This is a genomic window from Shewanella violacea DSS12, assembly GCF_000091325.1.
In the GTDB taxonomy this organism is placed as follows: Bacteria; Pseudomonadota; Gammaproteobacteria; order Enterobacterales; family Shewanellaceae; genus Shewanella; species Shewanella violacea.
This window is the reverse complement of record NC_014012.1, coordinates 4,017,121-4,036,567: the sequence shown is the minus strand read 5'-3', so window position 1 is coordinate 4,036,567 and position 19,447 is coordinate 4,017,121. Positions and strand designations below refer to the sequence as shown.

At 45.7% G+C, this 19,447-nt stretch carries 19 protein-coding genes; 6 read left to right on the top strand and 13 right to left on the bottom strand.

Features of this window, described 5'->3' with window-relative positions; genetic code table 11:
- Window positions 1-41: 41 nt before the first annotated feature.
- Entirely contained in the window at window positions 42-833 is a 792-nt protein-coding gene (gene nagB / locus SVI_RS16835; RefSeq protein ID WP_013052831.1) for a glucosamine-6-phosphate deaminase, read from the top strand.
- Window positions 834-1,116: 283 nt separating this feature from the next.
- Here the strand turns inward: nagB and SVI_RS16830 are convergent, their stop codons facing one another.
- The 8 genes from SVI_RS16830 to SVI_RS16795 all read right to left on the bottom strand — a co-directional run bounded on the left by SVI_RS16830 (window position 1,117) and on the right by SVI_RS16795 (window position 7,930).
- Entirely contained in the window at window positions 1,117-1,452 is a 336-nt protein-coding gene (locus SVI_RS16830; protein ID WP_013052830.1) for a DUF2956 domain-containing protein, read from the bottom strand.
- 55 nt (window positions 1,453-1,507) lie between these two features.
- Window positions 1,508-2,950 (bottom strand): heme anaerobic degradation radical SAM methyltransferase ChuW/HutW, encoded by a 1,443-nt coding sequence (gene hutW, locus SVI_RS16825; RefSeq protein WP_231847745.1) that lies wholly within the window; start codon window positions 2,948-2,950, stop codon window positions 1,508-1,510.
- Between the two features lie 159 nt (window positions 2,951-3,109).
- On the bottom strand, window positions 3,110-3,874 hold the full coding sequence (locus SVI_RS16820; RefSeq protein ID WP_013052828.1) for a heme ABC transporter ATP-binding protein: 765 nt from the start codon (window positions 3,872-3,874) through the stop codon (window positions 3,110-3,112).
- 11 nt (window positions 3,875-3,885) lie between these two features.
- Complete coding sequence (locus SVI_RS16815) at window positions 3,886-4,902, bottom strand: FecCD family ABC transporter permease (protein ID WP_013052827.1); 1,017 nt, start codon at window positions 4,900-4,902, stop codon at window positions 3,886-3,888.
- Window positions 4,903-4,928: 26 nt separating this feature from the next.
- Window positions 4,929-5,879, bottom strand: a complete 951-nt coding sequence (locus SVI_RS16810; protein WP_013052826.1) for a heme/hemin ABC transporter substrate-binding protein — start codon at window positions 5,877-5,879, stop codon at window positions 4,929-4,931.
- 51 nt (window positions 5,880-5,930) lie between these two features.
- Window positions 5,931-6,347 (bottom strand): ExbD/TolR family protein, encoded by a 417-nt coding sequence (locus SVI_RS16805; protein ID WP_013052825.1) that lies wholly within the window; start codon window positions 6,345-6,347, stop codon window positions 5,931-5,933.
- The gene (locus SVI_RS16800; RefSeq protein ID WP_013052824.1) at window positions 6,344-7,081 is read right to left on the bottom strand and encodes a MotA/TolQ/ExbB proton channel family protein; all 738 of its coding nucleotides are present in this window, start codon (window positions 7,079-7,081) and stop codon (window positions 6,344-6,346) included. The genes SVI_RS16805 and SVI_RS16800 overlap by 4 nt, the downstream gene beginning before the upstream one ends.
- A gap of 108 nt (window positions 7,082-7,189) precedes the next feature.
- The gene (locus tag SVI_RS16795) at window positions 7,190-7,930 is read right to left on the bottom strand and encodes an energy transducer TonB (protein ID WP_041420053.1); all 741 of its coding nucleotides are present in this window, start codon (window positions 7,928-7,930) and stop codon (window positions 7,190-7,192) included.
- A 384-nt stretch (window positions 7,931-8,314) separates the two neighbouring features.
- Here SVI_RS16795 and SVI_RS16790 point away from each other — a divergent pair, with 384 nt between their 5' ends.
- From SVI_RS16790 to SVI_RS16775, 4 genes are all read left to right on the top strand, one after another.
- On the top strand, window positions 8,315-10,351 hold the full coding sequence (locus tag SVI_RS16790; protein ID WP_041420052.1) for a TonB-dependent hemoglobin/transferrin/lactoferrin family receptor: 2,037 nt from the start codon (window positions 8,315-8,317) through the stop codon (window positions 10,349-10,351).
- A 232-nt stretch (window positions 10,352-10,583) separates the two neighbouring features.
- The gene (gene hutX, locus SVI_RS16785) at window positions 10,584-11,114 is read left to right on the top strand and encodes a heme utilization cystosolic carrier protein HutX (RefSeq protein ID WP_013052821.1); all 531 of its coding nucleotides are present in this window, start codon (window positions 10,584-10,586) and stop codon (window positions 11,112-11,114) included.
- 81 nt (window positions 11,115-11,195) lie between these two features.
- Window positions 11,196-11,768, top strand: a complete 573-nt coding sequence (gene hutZ, locus SVI_RS16780) for a heme utilization protein HutZ (RefSeq protein ID WP_013052820.1) — start codon at window positions 11,196-11,198, stop codon at window positions 11,766-11,768.
- 151 nt (window positions 11,769-11,919) lie between these two features.
- Complete coding sequence (locus SVI_RS16775) at window positions 11,920-13,809, top strand: ABC transporter transmembrane domain-containing protein (protein WP_013052819.1); 1,890 nt, start codon at window positions 11,920-11,922, stop codon at window positions 13,807-13,809.
- 532 nt (window positions 13,810-14,341) lie between these two features.
- Here the strand turns inward: SVI_RS16775 and SVI_RS16770 are convergent.
- The 5 genes from SVI_RS16770 to SVI_RS16755 all read right to left on the bottom strand — a co-directional run bounded on the left by SVI_RS16770 (window position 14,342) and on the right by SVI_RS16755 (window position 18,150).
- Window positions 14,342-15,229 (bottom strand): hypothetical protein, encoded by an 888-nt coding sequence (locus tag SVI_RS16770; protein ID WP_013052818.1) that lies wholly within the window; start codon window positions 15,227-15,229, stop codon window positions 14,342-14,344.
- Between the two features lie 495 nt (window positions 15,230-15,724).
- Entirely contained in the window at window positions 15,725-16,009 is a 285-nt protein-coding gene (locus SVI_RS21595; RefSeq protein WP_013052817.1) for a hypothetical protein, read from the bottom strand.
- 84 nt (window positions 16,010-16,093) lie between these two features.
- A complete protein-coding gene (locus SVI_RS20815; protein WP_013052816.1) occupies window positions 16,094-16,501 on the bottom strand; it encodes a glutaredoxin family protein in 408 nt (135 codons plus the stop codon).
- Between the two features lie 522 nt (window positions 16,502-17,023).
- Window positions 17,024-17,269 carry a hypothetical protein gene (locus SVI_RS16760; protein ID WP_231847744.1) on the bottom strand — a complete coding sequence of 82 codons (246 nt, stop codon included), beginning with the start codon at window positions 17,267-17,269 and terminating at the stop codon, window positions 17,024-17,026.
- A gap of 683 nt (window positions 17,270-17,952) precedes the next feature.
- Window positions 17,953-18,150, bottom strand: a complete 198-nt coding sequence (locus tag SVI_RS16755) for a hypothetical protein (RefSeq protein WP_041420051.1) — start codon at window positions 18,148-18,150, stop codon at window positions 17,953-17,955.
- 101 nt (window positions 18,151-18,251) lie between these two features.
- Here SVI_RS16755 and SVI_RS16750 point away from each other — a divergent pair, with 101 nt between their 5' ends.
- Entirely contained in the window at window positions 18,252-19,304 is a 1,053-nt protein-coding gene (locus tag SVI_RS16750) for an alpha/beta hydrolase (protein ID WP_041420050.1), read from the top strand.
- Window positions 19,305-19,447: the final 143 nt, after the last annotated feature.

Genomic DNA, 19,447 nt, shown 5'->3' with positions numbered 1-19,447 from the left:
TACCCTTGAGCTTAGCTCTAAGTCAAAGTGAGTCGAACATAATGCAAATAGTCATTTTAAAAAATAGTGCTGAAGTTGCCGAATATGGCGCCAATATCTTTATCAAACAATTAGGTAAGAAGCCTGACTCAGTTTTAGGCTTAGCGACGGGCTCTACACCTGTGTCTCTATATCAGAGCTTGATTCGAGCTAATAAAGAGCAGCTGATTTCATTCAAAGAGGTGACCAGCTTTAATCTGGATGAATATCTTGGCCTAGAGGGCACTCATCCCCAGAGTTATCGCTATTTTATGAACCAGCAGCTGTTCGAACATGTGGACATTAACAAAGCCAATACCCATGTGCCGCCGGGTGATGCCGAAAATCCTATAGAAGCCTGCGTGGGTTATGAGGAGCGGATTGAGGCTGCGGGAGGCATAGATATCCAACTGTTAGGCATAGGTCGCAACGGACATATAGGTTTCAATGAGCCTTCTTCTGGCCTAATGTCACGCACTCGCGTCAAGACCTTAACTAAGGCGACTATTGATGATAATGCGCGCTTCTTCGCAGAAGATGAATATCAGCCACATCTGTCGATAACCATGGGCATAGGTACTATTTTGGATGCTAGAAAAGTCGTGCTACTGGCGACTGGCGAGAATAAGGCCGATGCAATTCTGGCGACGGTTGAGGGCGCGTTGACTGCAGCATGTCCAGCCTCGGCATTGCAACTGCATAAAAATGCCGTATTGGTAATAGACGAAGCGGCAGCCTCTAAATTATCAGACTGTGACTTTTACAAGCATATTGAAGCCGAAAACCAAAAGTTATTGGCGAGATTAGCCAAGTAAGTTTTTGATTGAATATCTGAATGCTCAGATAGAGCTAAGTAGGCTTATTCGTTTCACGTCATTCCGGCATGGTGTTGGCCGGAATCTAGCTCGGATTCTCGAATGCTTGAGGGCTAGTCGTCACATAGCTTTCCCATCGGCCTGTCCCCCATGCCATGCTAGAGCTATTTATCCCTAGCAGCCTGCGTTACAGGGCTAGCTAAAGGTCTAAACAGCCGGGCTTTAAGGGGGAACTGAAAGTGAAACTTGGGAATACCAGAGCAGAACTTAGACTTAAATCAGCCTATTTAATCAAGCTGAAACCGATAAATCCAATCCAGCTAATAACGAGTAGGCCCCAAGGTAGTAGGTGAGCATTGGTGGATTTAGCTGTTACTTCACTTGTGTCATTCTCTACAGTCTTATTGGTCCTAGCCTTGGCTTTGATATCTTGCTTACGGGCCTTGTCTCGGTCGCGGGCCTTATTCTTGTGTTGTTTCTTATATTCAGCGATACCTTTCTCTATACCTGCGGCAATCAGCTTGGTCTGCTCTTTGGCTTGTCCTGGCTTTTGCGTGGCTTTGGCCACCTTCATCGCTTCATTTTTTGTTTCGTCGGAGACATTTTTTGCCGCAGCCATCTATAGAATCTCAAGGTTTTTATTGGCTGCGACTATATCATACCCATTCCATAAATTAAGTGCTCATTGAGCTAGCACATGACTCGAAGGCGTTCTGATTCAGATAGGCAAACAGACCTGTTTGCAGGTTAACATTCCAGAAACGTCCGGCTAGGGTCTGGGTCATGATTTTATCACTAATCTTGACCAAGCCATTAGTCTGCCAGGCGTAAAATAGGGGCATTAAGTGATCGACCATTTCAGTATCAAATTCAGATAAGACTAACTCTCCATGATCTAATCCAGCCTTAAATTGGCTGTCTAGGGCCGCAGAGGGGTTAGGTGACATTACCATGCCAGGCACACGCAAGGGCAGAGTGTCAGTGACTGAGTCTGGGGTTTGAGCTTGGTGCCAGTTAGACAGGTCCCTGGCATTCATCATGCCATGGCCATGAATATTTCCGCCTGCTCCTGCGCCAAAGGGGAGGATTTCTATGCCGCTCTTGGCTAATGAGTTGTAGATGCTACGTTCGCGGTTATCTCGGCGCCAATGACAACTGGATAGGCGCTGCCAGCCCGATGATTCTAATAGGCGAGCACCGGCGGCGTACATACTTGCACGAGTCTGACTGTCGACGGCGGGGACCAGTGTTTGCTGTTTTTGTTGGCTGCCGTCCTCTTGGGTTTGTTTAGCTTTCTCCTTCTCGGCCTGTTTACTTAACCTTGTGCCCTGTAGTCCGATTAGCTGATAGAGATCCACCCCGTGGACGCTGGACTGGATGACATCTTGCAGATCTTGTAGCCATATCTCCATGGTTTGACCTGGGAGGCCAAAGATAAGATCGGCGACTATCGAGGCACTTGGGTGCTTGCTTAATTCTTGCAAGCGCTCGATCAGAACCTCTCTATTATCGAAGCGGCCGGCGGCGAGTCTCACCTGAGTATTGAAGCTCTGCACCCCGAAGGAGAAACGGTTAAATCCTGACGCTAGCGCCGCATCAAATTTAGCATCTGTGAAATCATTGAGACGCCCCTCCAAGGTTATTTCAGCGTTTTTAGCTAAGGGGAAGGCTTGAATCGCCTCACCTATGATGGCAATTTCACTGGCTTGCATGTCAGTTGGCGTACCGCCTCCCACATAGACGGTATCGAATGTACCGCTTTTAACGAATGGGGTTTTCGATGCGGTGTAGAGCTGTTGAGACAGGCTTTCTACATAGCGGCTAATACGGGCTGAGTTGGAGCCATTCTCGAAGAAATTACAGAAGCTGCAACGTTTGCGGCAGAAGGGGATATGTATATACAAGGCTCGCTGTGTTGCCGATGTCGGAGTCGCCCACCAGGACTGCCATTGCTGTGGGCTCAAGTCTAGGGGATGACTCCCACTTCGCCCTGCGTGAGGAGAGCTTTTTACGGCGAAGGCAAATTTAAGGGGATCTGGGCTGGATATCCCAGTCATCAAGGGGGTCAAAATCGGGCTGTTTACTTCATTGTTTGGATTGCTATGGGTATTTTTCACTGAATATTCGCTGAGAGCGACTCACAAGGATTACTTAATGATAATGATAATCATTATTGCAATTTGGTTTGTTGTTTTCGATCAAGATTATATCAAGTGAATTGAAAATATTGCCTGGAAGATTAGATCTTTACCAGGCTATAGGTATCTGGCAGCTGTTTAAAAAAGTAGGGGGATATCACTATCCGGTGCCTTGACCACTAGGGGGTCGTATTTCCACACTTGACGAATAGTCTCGGGTGACAGAGCCACTCCCGGGGCGCCTTGGCTAACAATCTGTCCCTGCTCTAAAACCACTAAGTCGTCGGCGTAGCGTGAGGCCTGATTGAGATCATGGAGCACTATGATGACGGCATAATTGTGCTCGTGAGCTAAGGCCTTGGCTAAGGACAAAACCCTATGTTGCTGAGCGAGATCCAATGCCGAGGTGGGTTCATCCAAGAGTAAGATAGGTGGGCGATTCGCCTGCTGTAGCTGGGTCAATACCCTAGCTAACTGCACTCTTTGTTTCTCACCACCGGACAAGGTTGGGTAGCTGCGATACTTAAGTGACAGCAGATCTAACCTTTGTAGCTGTTGAACGACAATTTCGGCTCCTTGGCTGCGGCTAACACTCAAGGGATATAATCCCATGGCTACAACCTCACTCACCTTGAAGGGGAAGGTGAGGCTGGCATGTTGGGGCAGCACGGCCAGAGTCTTAGCCAAATCTATTCTATCCCATTCATGTATCGGACGATTATCGAGCAAAATATCACCAGCATCGATTTCCGTTTCCTGACAGAGACTCTTGAGCAGTGTCGATTTTCCCGCACCATTGGGGCCTAGCAAGGCGGTGACCTTACCTGGGACTATAGTGAGGTTGATGTCGGTCAATACCGGCTTGTTGTCTATGCGGACCGACAGATGTTTAATTTCAATCATGTGCCTATCACCTATAGAAATTTCGAGCGCTGTTTTAACAGCAAGAAGATAAAGAATGGGGCACCAAGTAGCGCGGTGACTAAGCCAACGGGTAGTTCAGATGGCGCGACCAGTGAGCGGGCTCCTATGTCGGCCATGGCCAATATTATTGCACCAAGCAGGGCACTGAGAGGTAATAGTTGCTTGTGGTCTGGGCCTATGACCATGCGTACCAGATGGGGAATAACCAGACCGATAAAGCCTATGATGCCGGTAGCTGCCACAGAGATCCCCACACCCAATGCACAGAGCAAGATGAGTTTAAATTTAAGCTTATCTACGTCTATGCCCAAGTGACGAGCCTCAGATTCTCCAAGAAGCAGTGCATTTAACGCCTTGGCGCTGCGATTGAAGTGCCAGCTGAGCACCACCAGAGCGACTAAGGTGAGAATGACATATTGCCATTGAGCACCGGCAATGGAGCCCATCTGCCACAGGGTGAGATCTCTTAAGGCCATATCGTTAGCCATGTAGGTCAGCACGCCTATGCCTGCCCCAGCTAAGGAAGCGACTGCAACGCCGGAAAGCAGCAGCAAAACCACAGAGGTTCCAGTGGGACTCGTGGCTAAGCGATATACCATAAGAGTGGTGATTAAGCCTGCGAGAAAAGCACTGAAGGCGACCCAATATTCCGCCGCCGTGGGAAACATGACTATGCATATAGCGGCGCCCAGAGCGGCCCCAGATGAGACACCTATAATACCGGGATCGGCTAAGGGGTTACGAAATAGCCCCTGCATCACGGCGCCGCATTGTGCCAAAATGGCCCCCACAGCCATGGCAAGCAGAGTCCTTGGCAGGCGGACATTGTTAATCACCAGCTGCTCATAGGGAGCGACATTGGCTAGGTCGTAGTTAGTTGCCCAGGAGATCACCGCCCTAAGGCTGGTGGACGGGCTGATATTAAGCGGTCCTGTGCTTATCGACAGTAAACTGGTGATGACCAGTAAGGCGATAAGTCCAGGCCAGAGCCAACGTTGGCTATTCATAAGTTATCCAAGATGTGGTTATGTGATTAATATCGTTTAATGTCAATTAGATCGCTTGCGAGCTTATCGGCCGCTTTGATGGCGCTTATGCCTAGTCCGCCTAATAAGGCTTGGGGTTTGATTGATTGTATATGCTTGTTTTTACCAGCCGGAGTATGGACAAGCAGTGGCATGGCTTTAAGTACTTTTTCAGCGTCGCTAGCAGCCTGGTCTGCATGACTCATGGATGTTTCAGTTTGACCATGTGAGCGATTAGAGATCAGGATAAGATCCGGTTGCAGGGATAAAATACCCTCCTGAGACAGACTCTTGTAGCCGGAGAAATTGGCGATGTTGTTGCCGCCGGCTAATTTGATGATGATATCAGCCGCCGTCCCCTCACCGCCGACTCGTGCTGGTCTGTCGGCTTGCAACAACATAAACAAAACCTTAGGGGCTTTTTCAATGCCACCAAGTTGTTTTTTCTTTGCCGCAATGGCATCTAGAGAGGCTTGAAGTTTGAGCTTTAACTGTTTGGCTTGTGGCTGACGATCCAGTAGCTTGCCCATCTCATCGATATTGCTCAGTAGTTGAGGTCGATCATTGGCTGTAGGCAGCTGGATTACTTTGATATCGGCGCTTTTGAGCACCTTCAAGGTGGTTTCTGGCCCCATGGCATCTGTGCCCAAAACCAGAGTCGGAGCCAGGGCTAAAATGCCTTCTGCCGACAGCATTCTGTGATAACCCAGTTTTTCTATTTTTGTTATAGATGAAGGCAGTATGCTGGTGGAGTCCACTGCCACTAACTCGTCTCCAGCATCTAATGCCAGCACCAACTCAGTTACTCCGGCGCCTGCACTCACCAAGCGAGCTTGTACTTGCTCATGGCTATGTCCGTCTTCGTGGGCTGATACATTGAATGTCAGTAACAAGCTGGCTGATAACAGCAGGCTCTTGGAGATAACTTGTCTCGTTAAAATTTGTGATGGCTTGAACATATGCGGCTCCGAAAAAAGGGTAATGAGTTAATTATTCTTGTTTTTAATTGTTTAGGGTTCCATCAGTATCTGGGTATTGCTGATTTGCTGCCTCTGCATGAGCGCAAGCAAGGTCATTAAAGGCTGAACTTTTGCTTGTTTATCTGCAGCAATAATTACCTTAACGTCTGGTTTTTCCTTGAAGCTACTGATAAAGGCTTGTTCAAATTTCGCGAAGTCTTCAAATTCCTCACCATCTAGCGCCCAATATGGCTGTGAAGCCATCACATTGATGGTGAGATGTTTATCCTGAGATAGGGCCTGCAATTGTGATGTCGATTCCGTTGGAACTTCGATGGGCAGACTCAGTAACTGAGTGTTAGCGGTCAGCAAGAGAAACACTAAGACGATGAAGATGATGTCGATCAAAGGTGTCAGGTCTAAGCCGAGTATATTTGAGCCAGCATCATCTTGCTCCAGTCCAATCATATGCCCACCTGGGTGTTATCAGTCTGAGCTTCTTTGGTTCTTGCTTCATTGGCTAAGGAGCTAAAGGCACTGGCGCGTGGATCACAGCCTAAGGTCATGGCCTGATCTAATCCTTCGATCCACAAGTTGATCTGATTGAGGGCATGGGCAATCTTACTGCAGCGCTGATCCGCCCAGATCCCAAATAGGTGGGCCATGGTGATGGCTGGGACGGCGATGATGAGACCCGCTGCTGTGGTATTCATAGCCAAACCTAAGCCGGAGGCCAGCTGAGATGGAGTCACTGGACCATCTGAAGCGCCGAGTTGGTTAAACATCTCGATTAAACCCAGTACGGTTCCCAGTAGACCGAGTAGCGGGGTGATAATGCCAATCACTTGCAGCACCTTGAGGCCAGATCGCAATACTTGTTTTTGCTTACTCAGCCAAAGATTGACGATCTCCTCTCTCATGGCTCGGTTTTGAGCTGCATGGGTTAGCAGTAAGTGCGTCCCTTTAGATAGCATGCTTCGTCCCGTGCTTAATTCATTCAGCAAGGATTTCACTTGGTCCGGATCTGCGCTTCTGGTCTGTTTGCGCATGCCTCTTAACCAGGTATCACGTTTAGGCAACTCGAATAGCACCAGTGCGAGTCGCTCTAAGATGATCATCAGGGCGATAAAGGCACAGATGAACATGGGCCAGGTGAGTGGGCCAAGCTGCTCGCTCAGGGAGGTAAACAAATTAACAGACATCTGGAGTCCTTATGGTTGAAAACTACTTGCTGAAAACCTATGACTCGTTCGAGTAGCCTAATTGGCCCTTGGTTACACATGACTCTGGTTTTCAGGGAAAATTAAATGCTAATTAAGGGCAAATCTTACCGGCACTTTAACCGTGTAAGCGTAAGCCGTTTGCGGCGAAGGCGGAGAGAATTGCCACTGCTCAACGGCCATGATTGCCGCCCTGTCGAGTAATGAAAATCCTGAGCTATCAATGAGTGTCAGTGATAGTTGCTCGCCTATATGATTAAATATCACCTCTATGGTTGCCGTGCCCTCGAAGCCTCGCTTACGGGCAAGTTTGGGGTACCTAGGTTGGGCTGGTGGAGATGAAAATGTCGGTTTACTCAGCTTTATGGGCGTTTTGCTGACACCTTGCTTGGCTGCTAATTCGGCTTGATTTGGTACCTGAACATCGGCCTTTGCCGTGAGTACAGGTTTAGGGGCTGATTTAGCTAATTCCTTGGTCTTTGGCTTGCTGACCTGCTTGGCGATAACTTGTTTTACTGGTTTAACGCTTGATTTAGCGAGGGGCTTAGTCTGGGTTTTGGCCACCAGAGTCTCTATGGGCTGAGCTACGGGAGACTGTTGAACTTTGGCTATCTCTTGCTTAGGCTCGGGCTCTTTCTGGGGTGTTGGTTTGGTTTCGACCTTGGCAGGTCTCGCGATCGACAAATTGAGCGACTGAGTCTGGCCCATGACGCTGCCTGAATTCATCTGCAACCTGTGGACATCTTGTGGTGCGGCATCCAGAGCCGCGATCAGGCCGCCTTGAAGTAACAAGGTGATGCAACCAAATGCCAAATATCGTCTCGGTGTCATTGTCTTTTATGCTTCTCTAATATCAAGGACACAGTGAACACTTGCTCCGTTAATGTTTCACTAGTATTGGGTAACTAAAGCTTGCTAAACATGAGCGTTGTCAAAGGTGTTTACTCTTTTTAGGCGTGAGCCTAATTCTCATCAAACTTCTATTTTCAACCCTGAATATTCGCTGTAAATCCATACTACCCAGACAAGATATACCAACGCAAATGAGATCGCAAATGAAAATGATTTTCATTTGATCTAAATCATCTGTTCAGGTAAGGTGATGTAAATCCATTAAATATGTTGAAATTTCAAGTCGCTAACGATCTTATCTAGATATTGTTGGCTATTTGGGCTGCCAAGATATCAATAATAAAAGACCTGAGGGAATGATCGATGACAAAGAAGCCGTTAGTGATAGCTATGGCGATAGCACTGAGTTCTACGGCCATATCAGCTAAGACTTTTGCTCAAGAAACTGACGCTGTAACTGAGTTTGATGAAGTATTAGTTACGGCCACCCGTATCAGCGAGAAAGCATCGGAAACTAGCCGAAGTGTAGCCGTTGTTGGTGAAGAGAAGCTTCAGGAGTTACAAGCTGCATCGGTTGCTCAGGCACTTAAAAATGAAGCTAATATTAATGTTACCAGTGGTCCTAGAGCGTCTTCCCAGGGGATAGAGATCCGTGGCTTGGGTGGTCAACGCGTATTACAGACCATAGATGGCGCACGTCAAAATACTACTTCAGGCCATAGAGGAACCTACTTTATGGATCCTGAGCTGCTTAAATCTATTGAAGTGGTTCGTGGTCCAGCCAGTAGCTTGTGGGGCAGTGGTGCAATCGGCGGTGTCGTGGCACAGAATACTAAGTCGGCACAAGACATGCTCGATGAGGGAGACACCTTCGGTGGTTACATTAAGCAAGGCTTCGAGACTAATGGCGATAAGATTAAGACCAGTGGTGCAATTTACGGTGTGGCGGACAAGTTCGATTGGTTGATTAACGGTAGCTACAAGGATAATAACAACATCAAGCAAGGTAATGACCTGACTCTAGAAAACAGTGAGTCTGAGAAAAGTAGCGGTTTGATGAAGTTTGGTTGGGAGCCTAGTGATGATCAACGTCTGCAGCTCTCTGGGCGTTTCTCTAAAACTGATGAATTGGTGCCGAGTAATCCATCTACGTCAGTGAGCAACGAAGTGCCATTGGTACGCCGCAACACCAAAGATCAAAATATGACCTTATCTTATAGCTTAAACCCTAGTGATAATGCCTATTTGGACCTCAACACCACCTTCTACTGGAACAAGACAGACTACGATGAAGACAGGGTCACTAAGGGCCAGACTGACAGCACTAAATATGAGACCTTAGGTTTCAGTGTTAATAACAGCTCAACCTTAGGTTCAGCCAAGCTAATTTATGGCATCGACGGTTACCAGGATAAGATTAAAACTGTGCGTGATGACTCGGGACAAGCGGGTGAGCGTCCAGATGATATCGACGGTAAAACTAAGGTCTGGGGCGCATTCGCTAAGGCAAGAGTAGACATTACAGATACCTTAGCGCTAGAGCCTGCACTACGTTATGACACCTTCAAGAATGAGAGCATCAACTTAGATAAGTCTTCCGACGACGATGCGGTATCTTCCTCCTTGGGTCTGGTGTGGAATACCTCAGATTGGCTGACCTTGAGTGTCAGATATGACGAAGCCTTCAGAGCACCTAGCATAGAAGAGATGTACTCTACCGGTACCCATTTCTGTATTCCTCACTTTTTGTGTAACACCTTCGAGATCAACCCAGATCTGAAAGCGGAAAAAGCCAAGAATAAAGAGATTAAGGCGGATATGCGCTTTAGCAACTTGGCAGGTGATGACGAGCTGGCTATCACAGTGAACGTGTTCCGCAACGATGTGGATGACTTCATCGAAATGACGGTTTCGGACATCTCGTTTGAGCATGGTGCTCCGACTATGACCACATCTTGGGATAACATCGATGAGGCCAAGTTAACCGGTTTCGAGATCAGTACCCGCTACCGCTACGAGCAGACCCGCTTGTTGCTAAATTATGGTCAGACCGAAGGTAAAGATAAAAACACCGATCAATACCTGACAGATATTCCGGCTAAGAAATTTGTTGCGGATCTATCTCAAGGCGTAATGCAGGGAGATGTTAAGTTTGGTACCCGTCTTACCTATGTGGCAAAACAAGATCAACGACCTGATTCTTATCAAGATCGAGAGCAGTTTGAGCAATACACCTTATGGGATGTGTATATGGCATGGGAACCAGCCATGGGGACATTCGAAGGCTTAAGAGTTGATTTTGCTATCGAAAATATTGGTGACGAAGAGTACCTTCAGGCATGGCAGAATCTGAATGAACAGGGGCGTAATTTCAAACTGTCTGCTAGATACAATTTCTAATCTTGATAGCTAGCAGTTATAGCTAGCATTAAAAAGTAACACACTATTTTTAAATGGATTTAAACCCTTGTTACTCACAGAGGAAGCTGTCGATATTTACTAAGTTGCCGCTAACGTGACCTAAGTAAGGCACTTCCTCTTTGAGCTGGTTAACAGAGCACTTCGAATGAGTGTCAGTATCCTACCTAAAGCATTCGAAGCTAAGAGAACACATTTATTGATGGGAAATCCAATGGAAAAAGTAATCGCTGAGCAAGTTACCGATGAGATAAAACTGGCTATTCGCTCCATGCTAAATGATAGACCTGAGTTGATGGCGGGTCAGATTGCAGCCGAGTTGGCAGTCACAGAGTTAGAAGTCGTATCTCAACTTCCCGAGGGGCAGTTTTCCCTATTGGATTTGAGCGAGAAAGACAGTTTATTGGAGGAGTTGCCTACTTGGGGAGCTATGACCACAATAATCTCGGTCTCGGGCAGTATCTTCGAATTTAAAGGCGCATTCCCCAAGGGCAAATATGCCCACGGCTATTACAACTTGATCACTAAGGGCGAGGGCCTGCATGGCCATCTCAAGCTAGATGATGTCAGTGCAATCGCTTTACTTAGCCGACCGTTCAGAGGCCAAGAGAGTCATGCGTTCAACTTCTTCGGCGCCAAGGGCGAAGTAGTATTTAAGATTTATTTGGGTAGAGACAAGAAGCGAGTACTGATCCCTGAACAGGTCAGTCGATTTAAAGCCTTGAAGCAGCTATCAGCTGTTTGATATAGCCCTAAATATACAGAGTGTAGAGAGTAATTCATGTCAGAATCAAGAGCGTCAGAAGCAAAAGTATCAGCAGAAAAAATGTCAGCAGATAAAAAAAACTCACAAGTTAAAGAGCAGAGATTGCGCGAAAAATTACTGCCAGAAATCGAAGAGTTTAAGGCCAGTCGCAGTTCATTACAGCTGGCAACTAAAAATGCAGCGGGTGTGCCAAATGCCAGTTATGCCCCTTTTGCCCTCGCCGATGATGGTTTCTATATCTTAGTCAGTGAGCTTGCAAGACACGGCACTAACCTGAAAGAGTCATCTGAAGTATCTGTCATGCTGGTTGAAGATGAGTCGGAAGCGAAAACTATCTTCGCCCGCAAACGCCTGACCTTCGATGCCCATGCGAGTATCGTAGACAGAGATACCCAAGTATTTACCAAAGGTGTAGCGGCACTGTCGGCACGGTTTGGTGAGATGATAGATAATCTATCGGTATTGAAAGATTTTAACCTGTTCAAGCTGACACCTCACCATGGCCTCTATGTGAAAGGCTTCGGTCAGGCATTTAGCCTGACGGGTTCTGAATTGCTAGATGTGGACTGGAAGCGCGACGGCCATCACGGCGGCGCGCCAAAAGTAGAAGCTGAGATTGCCGAGTCAGCGTAATTTGCTGAGAAGACCGAGCATGCATGTTCGCTATAAAACCTCCTGATACAAACAAAGCCCGCCTTTTAACGCGGGCTTTGTTATTCTCCCTTTTATAAAGTTAATAAAAGCAGTTAATCTTTCGTTATTGCTTCTCCATTAAGGATGCCCCTTGAGTCAAGATGCTTCTTCAGCCTCGTCCATAAACACAGAGGCGACTAAATCGCTTACATCAGCTTCGGCGCCAAAGAGTTCTAAGCCCCATGTTCGCCAACAGTCAGTGTTGACATGGATCGCGAGCTTTCTTAAACCTTATAAGACCAGAGTCATAGCGGCCATCGTATTTTTGTTTATCGGCTCAATGGCCTGGTTGTCTTTAGGCCAAGGTGTTCGCCTTATGGTGGATGAAGGCTTCTTACAGGAAAATGGCAATCGTCTCAACGAAATCATCATGCTGGTGATAGGTATCACAGCCTTGAGCAGCTCAGCCGTCTTCTGCCGCTTCTATCTGATGACCTGGCTCGGAGAGCGAGTCAGCGCCGATATTCGTCTTAAAGTATATGACCATCTGCTTAAGCTTTCACCGGGCTTCTATGCCAAGCTGCGAACGGGAGAGGTGATATCTCGCTTTACCGCAGACACGACTCTGCTTCAGTCTGTGGTGGGCTCTAGTCTCTCCATGGCTCTGCGCGCCAGCGTGACTGTGATGGGCGGTATCGTGATGATGGGGATCACCAGCATCAAGATGACAGGTCTGGTCTTGTTGGCCGTTCCTTTGGTATTGGGTCCTATCTTCTTCTTCGGCCGCAAAGTCAGAGAGTTATCCCGTAAGAGCCAGGACAGAGTCGGTGATCTGGGAGCCTATGTCGATGAGACGCTACACGAGATCCATACGGTGCAGGCCTATTCCCATGAAGATCAAGACAGGGCCCTGTTTAGCAACAGGGTCGAAGCCGTAATGGATGCGGCGAAAGGCCGTATTTGGTATCGCTCGATTCTCATCGCCCTAGTGATGTTCCTCAGTATTTTTGCTATCGCCTTAGTGACTTGGGTCGGTGCTCATGATGTGATGTCCGGTGGCATGACCGGCGGTGAACTGTCGGCATTTATGTTCTATGCTGTGATGGTCGCGGGTTCGGTAGCCACCATCAGTGAAGTGATCGGTGATATACAGAGGGCCGCCGGTGCCTCCGAGCGCTTGATAGAGCTTATCGAGACCCCCATAGATATTCCCACTATAAATAATCCGGTCGAACTGCCACCTAAGGTCAAAGGCGATCTTAAGCTCAATGGAGTGCACTTTAGCTATCAAAATATCCAAGACTCTCAGCTTGAGCAGACAGAGACTAGTGACAAGTCTGTAGCTGCTAATGATGCAGAGGTGATTAGAGGCCTAGATATTCATATCCACCCAGGCGAGAGGGTAGCCCTGGTCGGTGCCAGTGGTGCGGGCAAGAGTACCTTGTTTGAGTTGCTACAACGTTTCTACTGTTTAAACGCCGGCACCATAGAGCTAGATGGTATCGATATTGCCCACCTTGAGCCGCAGATACTACGCCAACAATACGCTCTGGTGCCGCAGGAGTCGGTTATTTTCGCCACCAGTGTGTTAGAAAACGTGCGGTATGGCAGGTTAGATGCCAGCGAGGAGGAGGTGATTAAAGCCTGTGAGGCCGCTCGCGCCCATGAATTTATCGCAGAATTTAGGGATGGTTACCAAACTTATTTGGGCGAGCGAGGAGTGAGATTATCCGGGGGGCAGAAGCAGAGAATCGCCATCGCCAGAGCTATTTTAGCCGACAGGCCGATACTCTTACTCGATGAAGCCACCAGTGCACTCGATGCCATCAGTGAGCACAAGGTTAAGCAGGCATTAGACAGCTTAATGGTGGGTAAGACCAGCTTGATCATCGCCCATCGCTTAGCGACAGTGCTCAATGCCGACCGGATTCTGGTGATGGAAAGAGGCCAGTTAGTGGCGAGTGGCACTCACCAAGAATTGATGCAGAGCAGTGAACTTTATCGAGAGTTTGCTAGTTTGCAGTTGATAACAGAAACTTAAAACTTGTCGGATAACAAGTAGCAAGTATCTTTTTAGAGTGGGTTCATTGGGCTGGTTTTGGTTTTGGTGTTTGGTTGGCTGGATGCCATGACCTCAGTTATATTTATAGCCTGCGGCTCGCTAAATGTGCAAACACTTCTGTGACTCGCCGCAAGCACAATCCCTGTGGGCTCTGCCGTGACGTCCATGTCACGGAAGGTCACAGCCGCGTTCACACTTGGGGATTTACAAGAAAGTTTGACCTTATTCGCTCCGACCCCTTTGTTACTGAACAAGGGGGGGAAGTTCTAAAGCACAAAAGATATGCCTGTCCCGTCTTTTATTAAAATCGAGTGTCAGGGACTTGATCAGGCAAGTGCACGGCTTGAGCGAGCAGCTCCAACAGTTGGAAAGGCATTACAGCAAGAAATGACTCAAGGGCGTGAACTTGGTGAGAGAGGGATGAGTTTATAAACATTTTAGCTTGGATATAGTGAAAAAATAGATTTCTCTCCGCATTTTATTATGCGGAGAGGTTGATCAATGTGTGTAATTATTCAGGGTTTTTACAAGGGTCTGAGGCGCCACCAGAACAAACAACAATTGTTACGGTTCCTCTTGGGACTATTCTGCTTGACGATCCTGAAACGGTTAAGCTATATGCGTTCAAAGCAGTGTAAAATACTTGCCATGAAGCAAGTGTTATTCCTGTAAAATTGTAGGTTTTTTCAGAGAATGGATTTGATTTGGTAAAATCAATAATATTTCCATTTTTATCAATTAATTTGATAAATTTAAAATGCGTTTGGTCATCCATGTCTACAAAATCAACGATGGCGTAGGCTTTTACACCATCAGCAAAAGAAAATACTAATGCAGGGGCTTCAAATTTGATTGAGGTGGAAATTATTTTTGAAGCTGAACCGGCAACAACTATCGCTTTTTCGAGGATACTGTTTTTTAGAGGCATTTGATTAAAATAGGTAGTGACTTTGGTTTTTATATAACCTGCACCAATAAGTTCATATCCACTTCCTACTACTGTCGAAGGTATTTCTATTGAACGTTGAGAATAATATTTCCTGGCATCATTTATTGAGTCAGCTAAATCAGTAAAGAGATTTAGTTCTGAATTTGTAACCGATATAACATACGTATAAGTCCTATACGTCTTATGACATATTTGGCCTTCGCGCTCTTCCTTACACTCCGTATAGTAATCTTTTGTCGTTTTGAACTTTTTTAACTCATAATTTTCGAAGTTCATTACGTTAACGAAGATTGTTTTGTTATTTACAGCCTCAGTCCTTGCAGCCGTAATGAACTCTGCGTCTGTTACACAGGTATCGCATTCAACATGTACTGAATCAATCGCCAGTGCGGGCACTGAAATGGTTGATGAAAATAAAAGGCCCAGAATTGCTGCTTTTTTTAGTGTCATTATAAATATCCTTATACATAAAGACTTCTTCCGTTAAATGGAAGTGTTTGTAATAAAGATGTTATGCTTTTGGGGGTCGTATGTCGTGTTACACTTTGTATCTTAACGGTTTCGGTCAGGTAAACACAGAGCCGATTACTTGGCCCGTAACTCGTTTATGGACAGAAATGAGTTAGTGAAACTAAAGATAAAGGACAGCCATAACTTTTTCTTGGCTCATGCCTTTTATCTTTGAAATCTATGCGTTCAGACGCGGCGCTCTGGCTATGAGTTCGAGAAAGTTATCTCTGCGATTTTAGATTTTCTTAGATATTACGAACAAAATTCTCGACTGAGAAGGGTTAGAGTGCAGGCTAAAATTTATGGGGTTTTGATTTGGAAAAGCATCTTAGTTTACTCGAAGTTCCTAATTCGCTCCGGCCCCTTTATCTGCTTGATCTCATCAAAAAGTAACTATGGGTGTAAATCATTTGAGTTACACCCATAATTTTTTATCTAATTACAACCCGACGGCGCACCTGGGCCATTGGTATCACCGGCTAGACATCGTTGTAAATCGACACTGTAGACTGCATCACATTCAGCTCGAGTATTGTATCTATCGTAACGAACTCCATCAATCACCACTGGGTTTGTTGTGTTCATGCATGAAGACATAGCTCTATCGTATGTATAATGGCATCGAGAATCGGTTCCACATTGCGGTGCTGAAATAGCGTAAAATGAGCTTAAACCTAGTCCTATACTTGCCGCTAATACTGCTAATTTTTTATTTATCATAATGCTTCCTTGTAATTAAATAATGAATGTAATTTCCGCTACCTTGTTACTGCTTTACTATTAATATCTTTAAAGTTGGTTTACCTAAAGTAAATCCTGTGAGCTCAGTACATTAGATAGCAGTGATTCGTTAAAACCATTTATAATTTTATTACCGATAACTATTTTTGGAACTCCTGGATAGCCTATCGATTTATATAATCTATTTATTTCTTCACTACCTGATTCAATATCCCTTTCGATATAATCAATGCTGTTATCTGTTAGGTACTGCTTGGCTTTTTTACAATAAGGACACCACTGCGTGGTATAGATAATGACTTTACTATCAACACCTTTGTAGTGGGGGTTTGTGTTTTGTGAAATTAAGTTTGGCTGTTGATTATATAGGTCTAAACCATACTTAGCTCCAATGCCAATACCTAATCCAGCTGAAATAATAAGGATGTAACTAAGTAAGGTCTTTGCTTTATGTAGTAGTGTATTTTTCAATTTGTGTGCTCGATAACTTTATATTATTCAATATTACTGACTATCAGTTTATTAGTTATGGAAGCTAACAGCTGAAATAATTCATGGCAATATGGATTTTGTATATTATATGTATATCAATCTAAAGTATGCTTATGACTAGTTATTTATAACTAGAATAATTTAATTTTAATAAATTAATTTTCTGTAGGAAGTTAATTAAGTTAATCGGTAAGAGTAAAATTTAGCTGCGTTTATAATATGGTGTCATTTCCGTGTTAGCTCACTAACAAATATCACTTAAATCGAAGAAATACCTTTATTATAAATCAGCCTGTTTAGATGCGGCTGCGAGCTTCCATGGTCGGACTTGTAGCGACTCGCAGAACCTACTCTAAATAAAAAATGCACATACCTCGCCAGACAGGCGTTAGGTTACAGTGAAGGGTCGACCTTCAAACCCATCACCAAATATCAACTCAGCCAGAAGCTAAATCAGAAAATGTAATCAGCCTTCATTCGAAGGCTAGCTCACTTTGGTTGTTAATCTTCTAACCAGTCCATATTAGGTAATTCATCCAAATGTTGGTCATAACGCTTTGCGTTAAAAGAGGCTCCATGTTTCATGATATCGGATACTTCGATAGCCAGCGCGCAGGCCATCCATTGAATCGCTTCTTCACGCGGTGTTCCTGTCATGACTAGACGCATCAAGGTTTCTTTTACCTTTTTGGGTTCACCGTCGACGATTTGATTCTCGACAGTTTCAATTAATGTTTCTTCAGTCATGTAGCTTTCTTGCTGGTTGTCCATTATCACTACTCTGTTATCTAGTTATCTAGTTATCTGTTCTCTACTGAATGCCATTATGCCACAGGCATAAGAAAAGATTGGACTGTCATACCTTCGAGGATAACAAAGGCTATTCACCACGGAGAACACAGAGGGCCACGGGCAGAAGCTAAATCAAAAATGTCATCAAGCTTCATTCGCAAATTAAAGAAGACAGAATAAATAGGACTGCAGGCATAATTTTTTCTGAAATAGAGCATAAATCGAAGAAACACCTTTCTTGTAAATCAGCCAGTGTAGATGCAGCTGCGAGCTTCCAAAACAGGGTGAGGTATCGCGAAGTGATACTCTCCGAACGAGAGGCTGGGTGAATATGGCATAGCCATGAGCCTATGAACGAGAAGCATGGAAGCTGAACTGGCTGTTGTATATAGACATATTTTGCCGAACTGGCCGTTAAACATGGACGTTGTTTGATTTGGCAGAGCTTCCATGGATGACTCTTATGAAATCAAGAGCCGGCGTCTCGCAGAACTATCTCAAAGTAAAGAGTGCACATAAGCGAGCCGCAGGCTATAAATTACAGTGAAGGTACGGCCTTCAAACACGCAAACAAATACCAACACTGCCAAATGAACCACCATAAATGTAATCAAGCTTCATTCGAAGAGGGGAAATAACTAGTGTAGATGCAGCTGTGAGCTTCCAAAACAGGGATGTTTTGGCAGAGCCCACAAGGATGTGCTTGCGGCGGCTCGCAGAAGCATGTGCACATCCCCGCCGGGTAGGCGATAGATAACCATGAAGGTACGACTTTCATTAATCAACCAAATACCAACAAAGCCAGAAGCAAAACCGAAAATGTAATCAAGCTTCATTCGAAGCGAACCAAACTTGTTATTGAACTTGTCAGACTATGGCGACATTATGTCTCTGTATACAGTCACTCTGACTTCCTGTTAATTCAAGATAGAAAATTATGTCACCAATATTAAAACGGATTTTTATTTCGGTAAGTATCTCTATTCTTATCTACTTGGGTATAGCCTTCGGGCTTGTCTATTTCGGTGGGCCTGATGCTGTCGAAGCTAAGGCCGTGATGAATAAAGCAGGCTCGATAAAACAAGGGGCTCTTGTGGACCAAGGTATCGATTTCTCCGAGATGAGGCTCGACTATAGTGGCATGCCTGCGCTGCAGAGTTATACCGCCCGTGATGGGGCACAATTGGATTACCGCTACTATGCCAGTGATTCCGACAAGGTATTAATTCTGCTCCATGGCTCTGGCTGGCACAGTCAGCAATTTTTCCCTCTGGCCAAATATATTAGCGAGCAGGGGCTAGCTCAGGTGGTGACGCCGGATCTGCGGGGTCATGGGGTGAGTCCAAGCAGGCGAGGGGATATCGATTATATAGGCCAGTTCGAAGATGATCTGGCGGATTTAATTGTTCAGCTGCAACAAGATGCTGAGCTGAAAGGTTTGCAGAGCAGCACTATCATCATGGGGGGACATTCTTCAGGTGGTGGTTTAGCCATACGTTTCGCCGGAGGCGCGTATGGCGATTTGGCCGATGCTTACCTACTGCTAGCACCTTTCATCTATCACAATGCCCCCACGACCAGGCCCAATGCCGGAGGCTGGGCTAAACCCTATACCGCCAGAATTATAGGCTTGAGTATGCTAAATAGTATTGGCATCCATGGTCTGGATCATCTCAACTGTATCGAGTTCAATATGCCCGAGGCGGTTCGCAACGGCACTGAGACGCTGGCTTATTCCTTTAGACTCAATAGCTCATTTGCACCACGGAATTATCGAAAAGATATCAGTGCCATCAGTCAGCCACTGCTCTTGTTGGCAGGCAGCGCTGACGAGACCATGTTCGCCGATAAGTACCAAGCGCTTATTTCAAGCTTGCTGCCGAATAACAATAAGGCAGAAGTGAAACTATTACCGGGACTGAGTCATATGGCCATAGTCGTTAGCCCGGATGTCAGGCCAGATATCAAGCAGTGGCTAAGAGCACTTTGAGTCGGGAGTCTTAAGCGGTAAGTTGTAAGTAAAAGGTGCTGGTTTGATTAATGTTCGGGGTCAGCGAGTAAAAAGGGGCTAGATAGCCCCTGATTTTTTTGTGTCTCGAACTTACAGCTTATAGCTTTCTTTGCTTTGTCTTT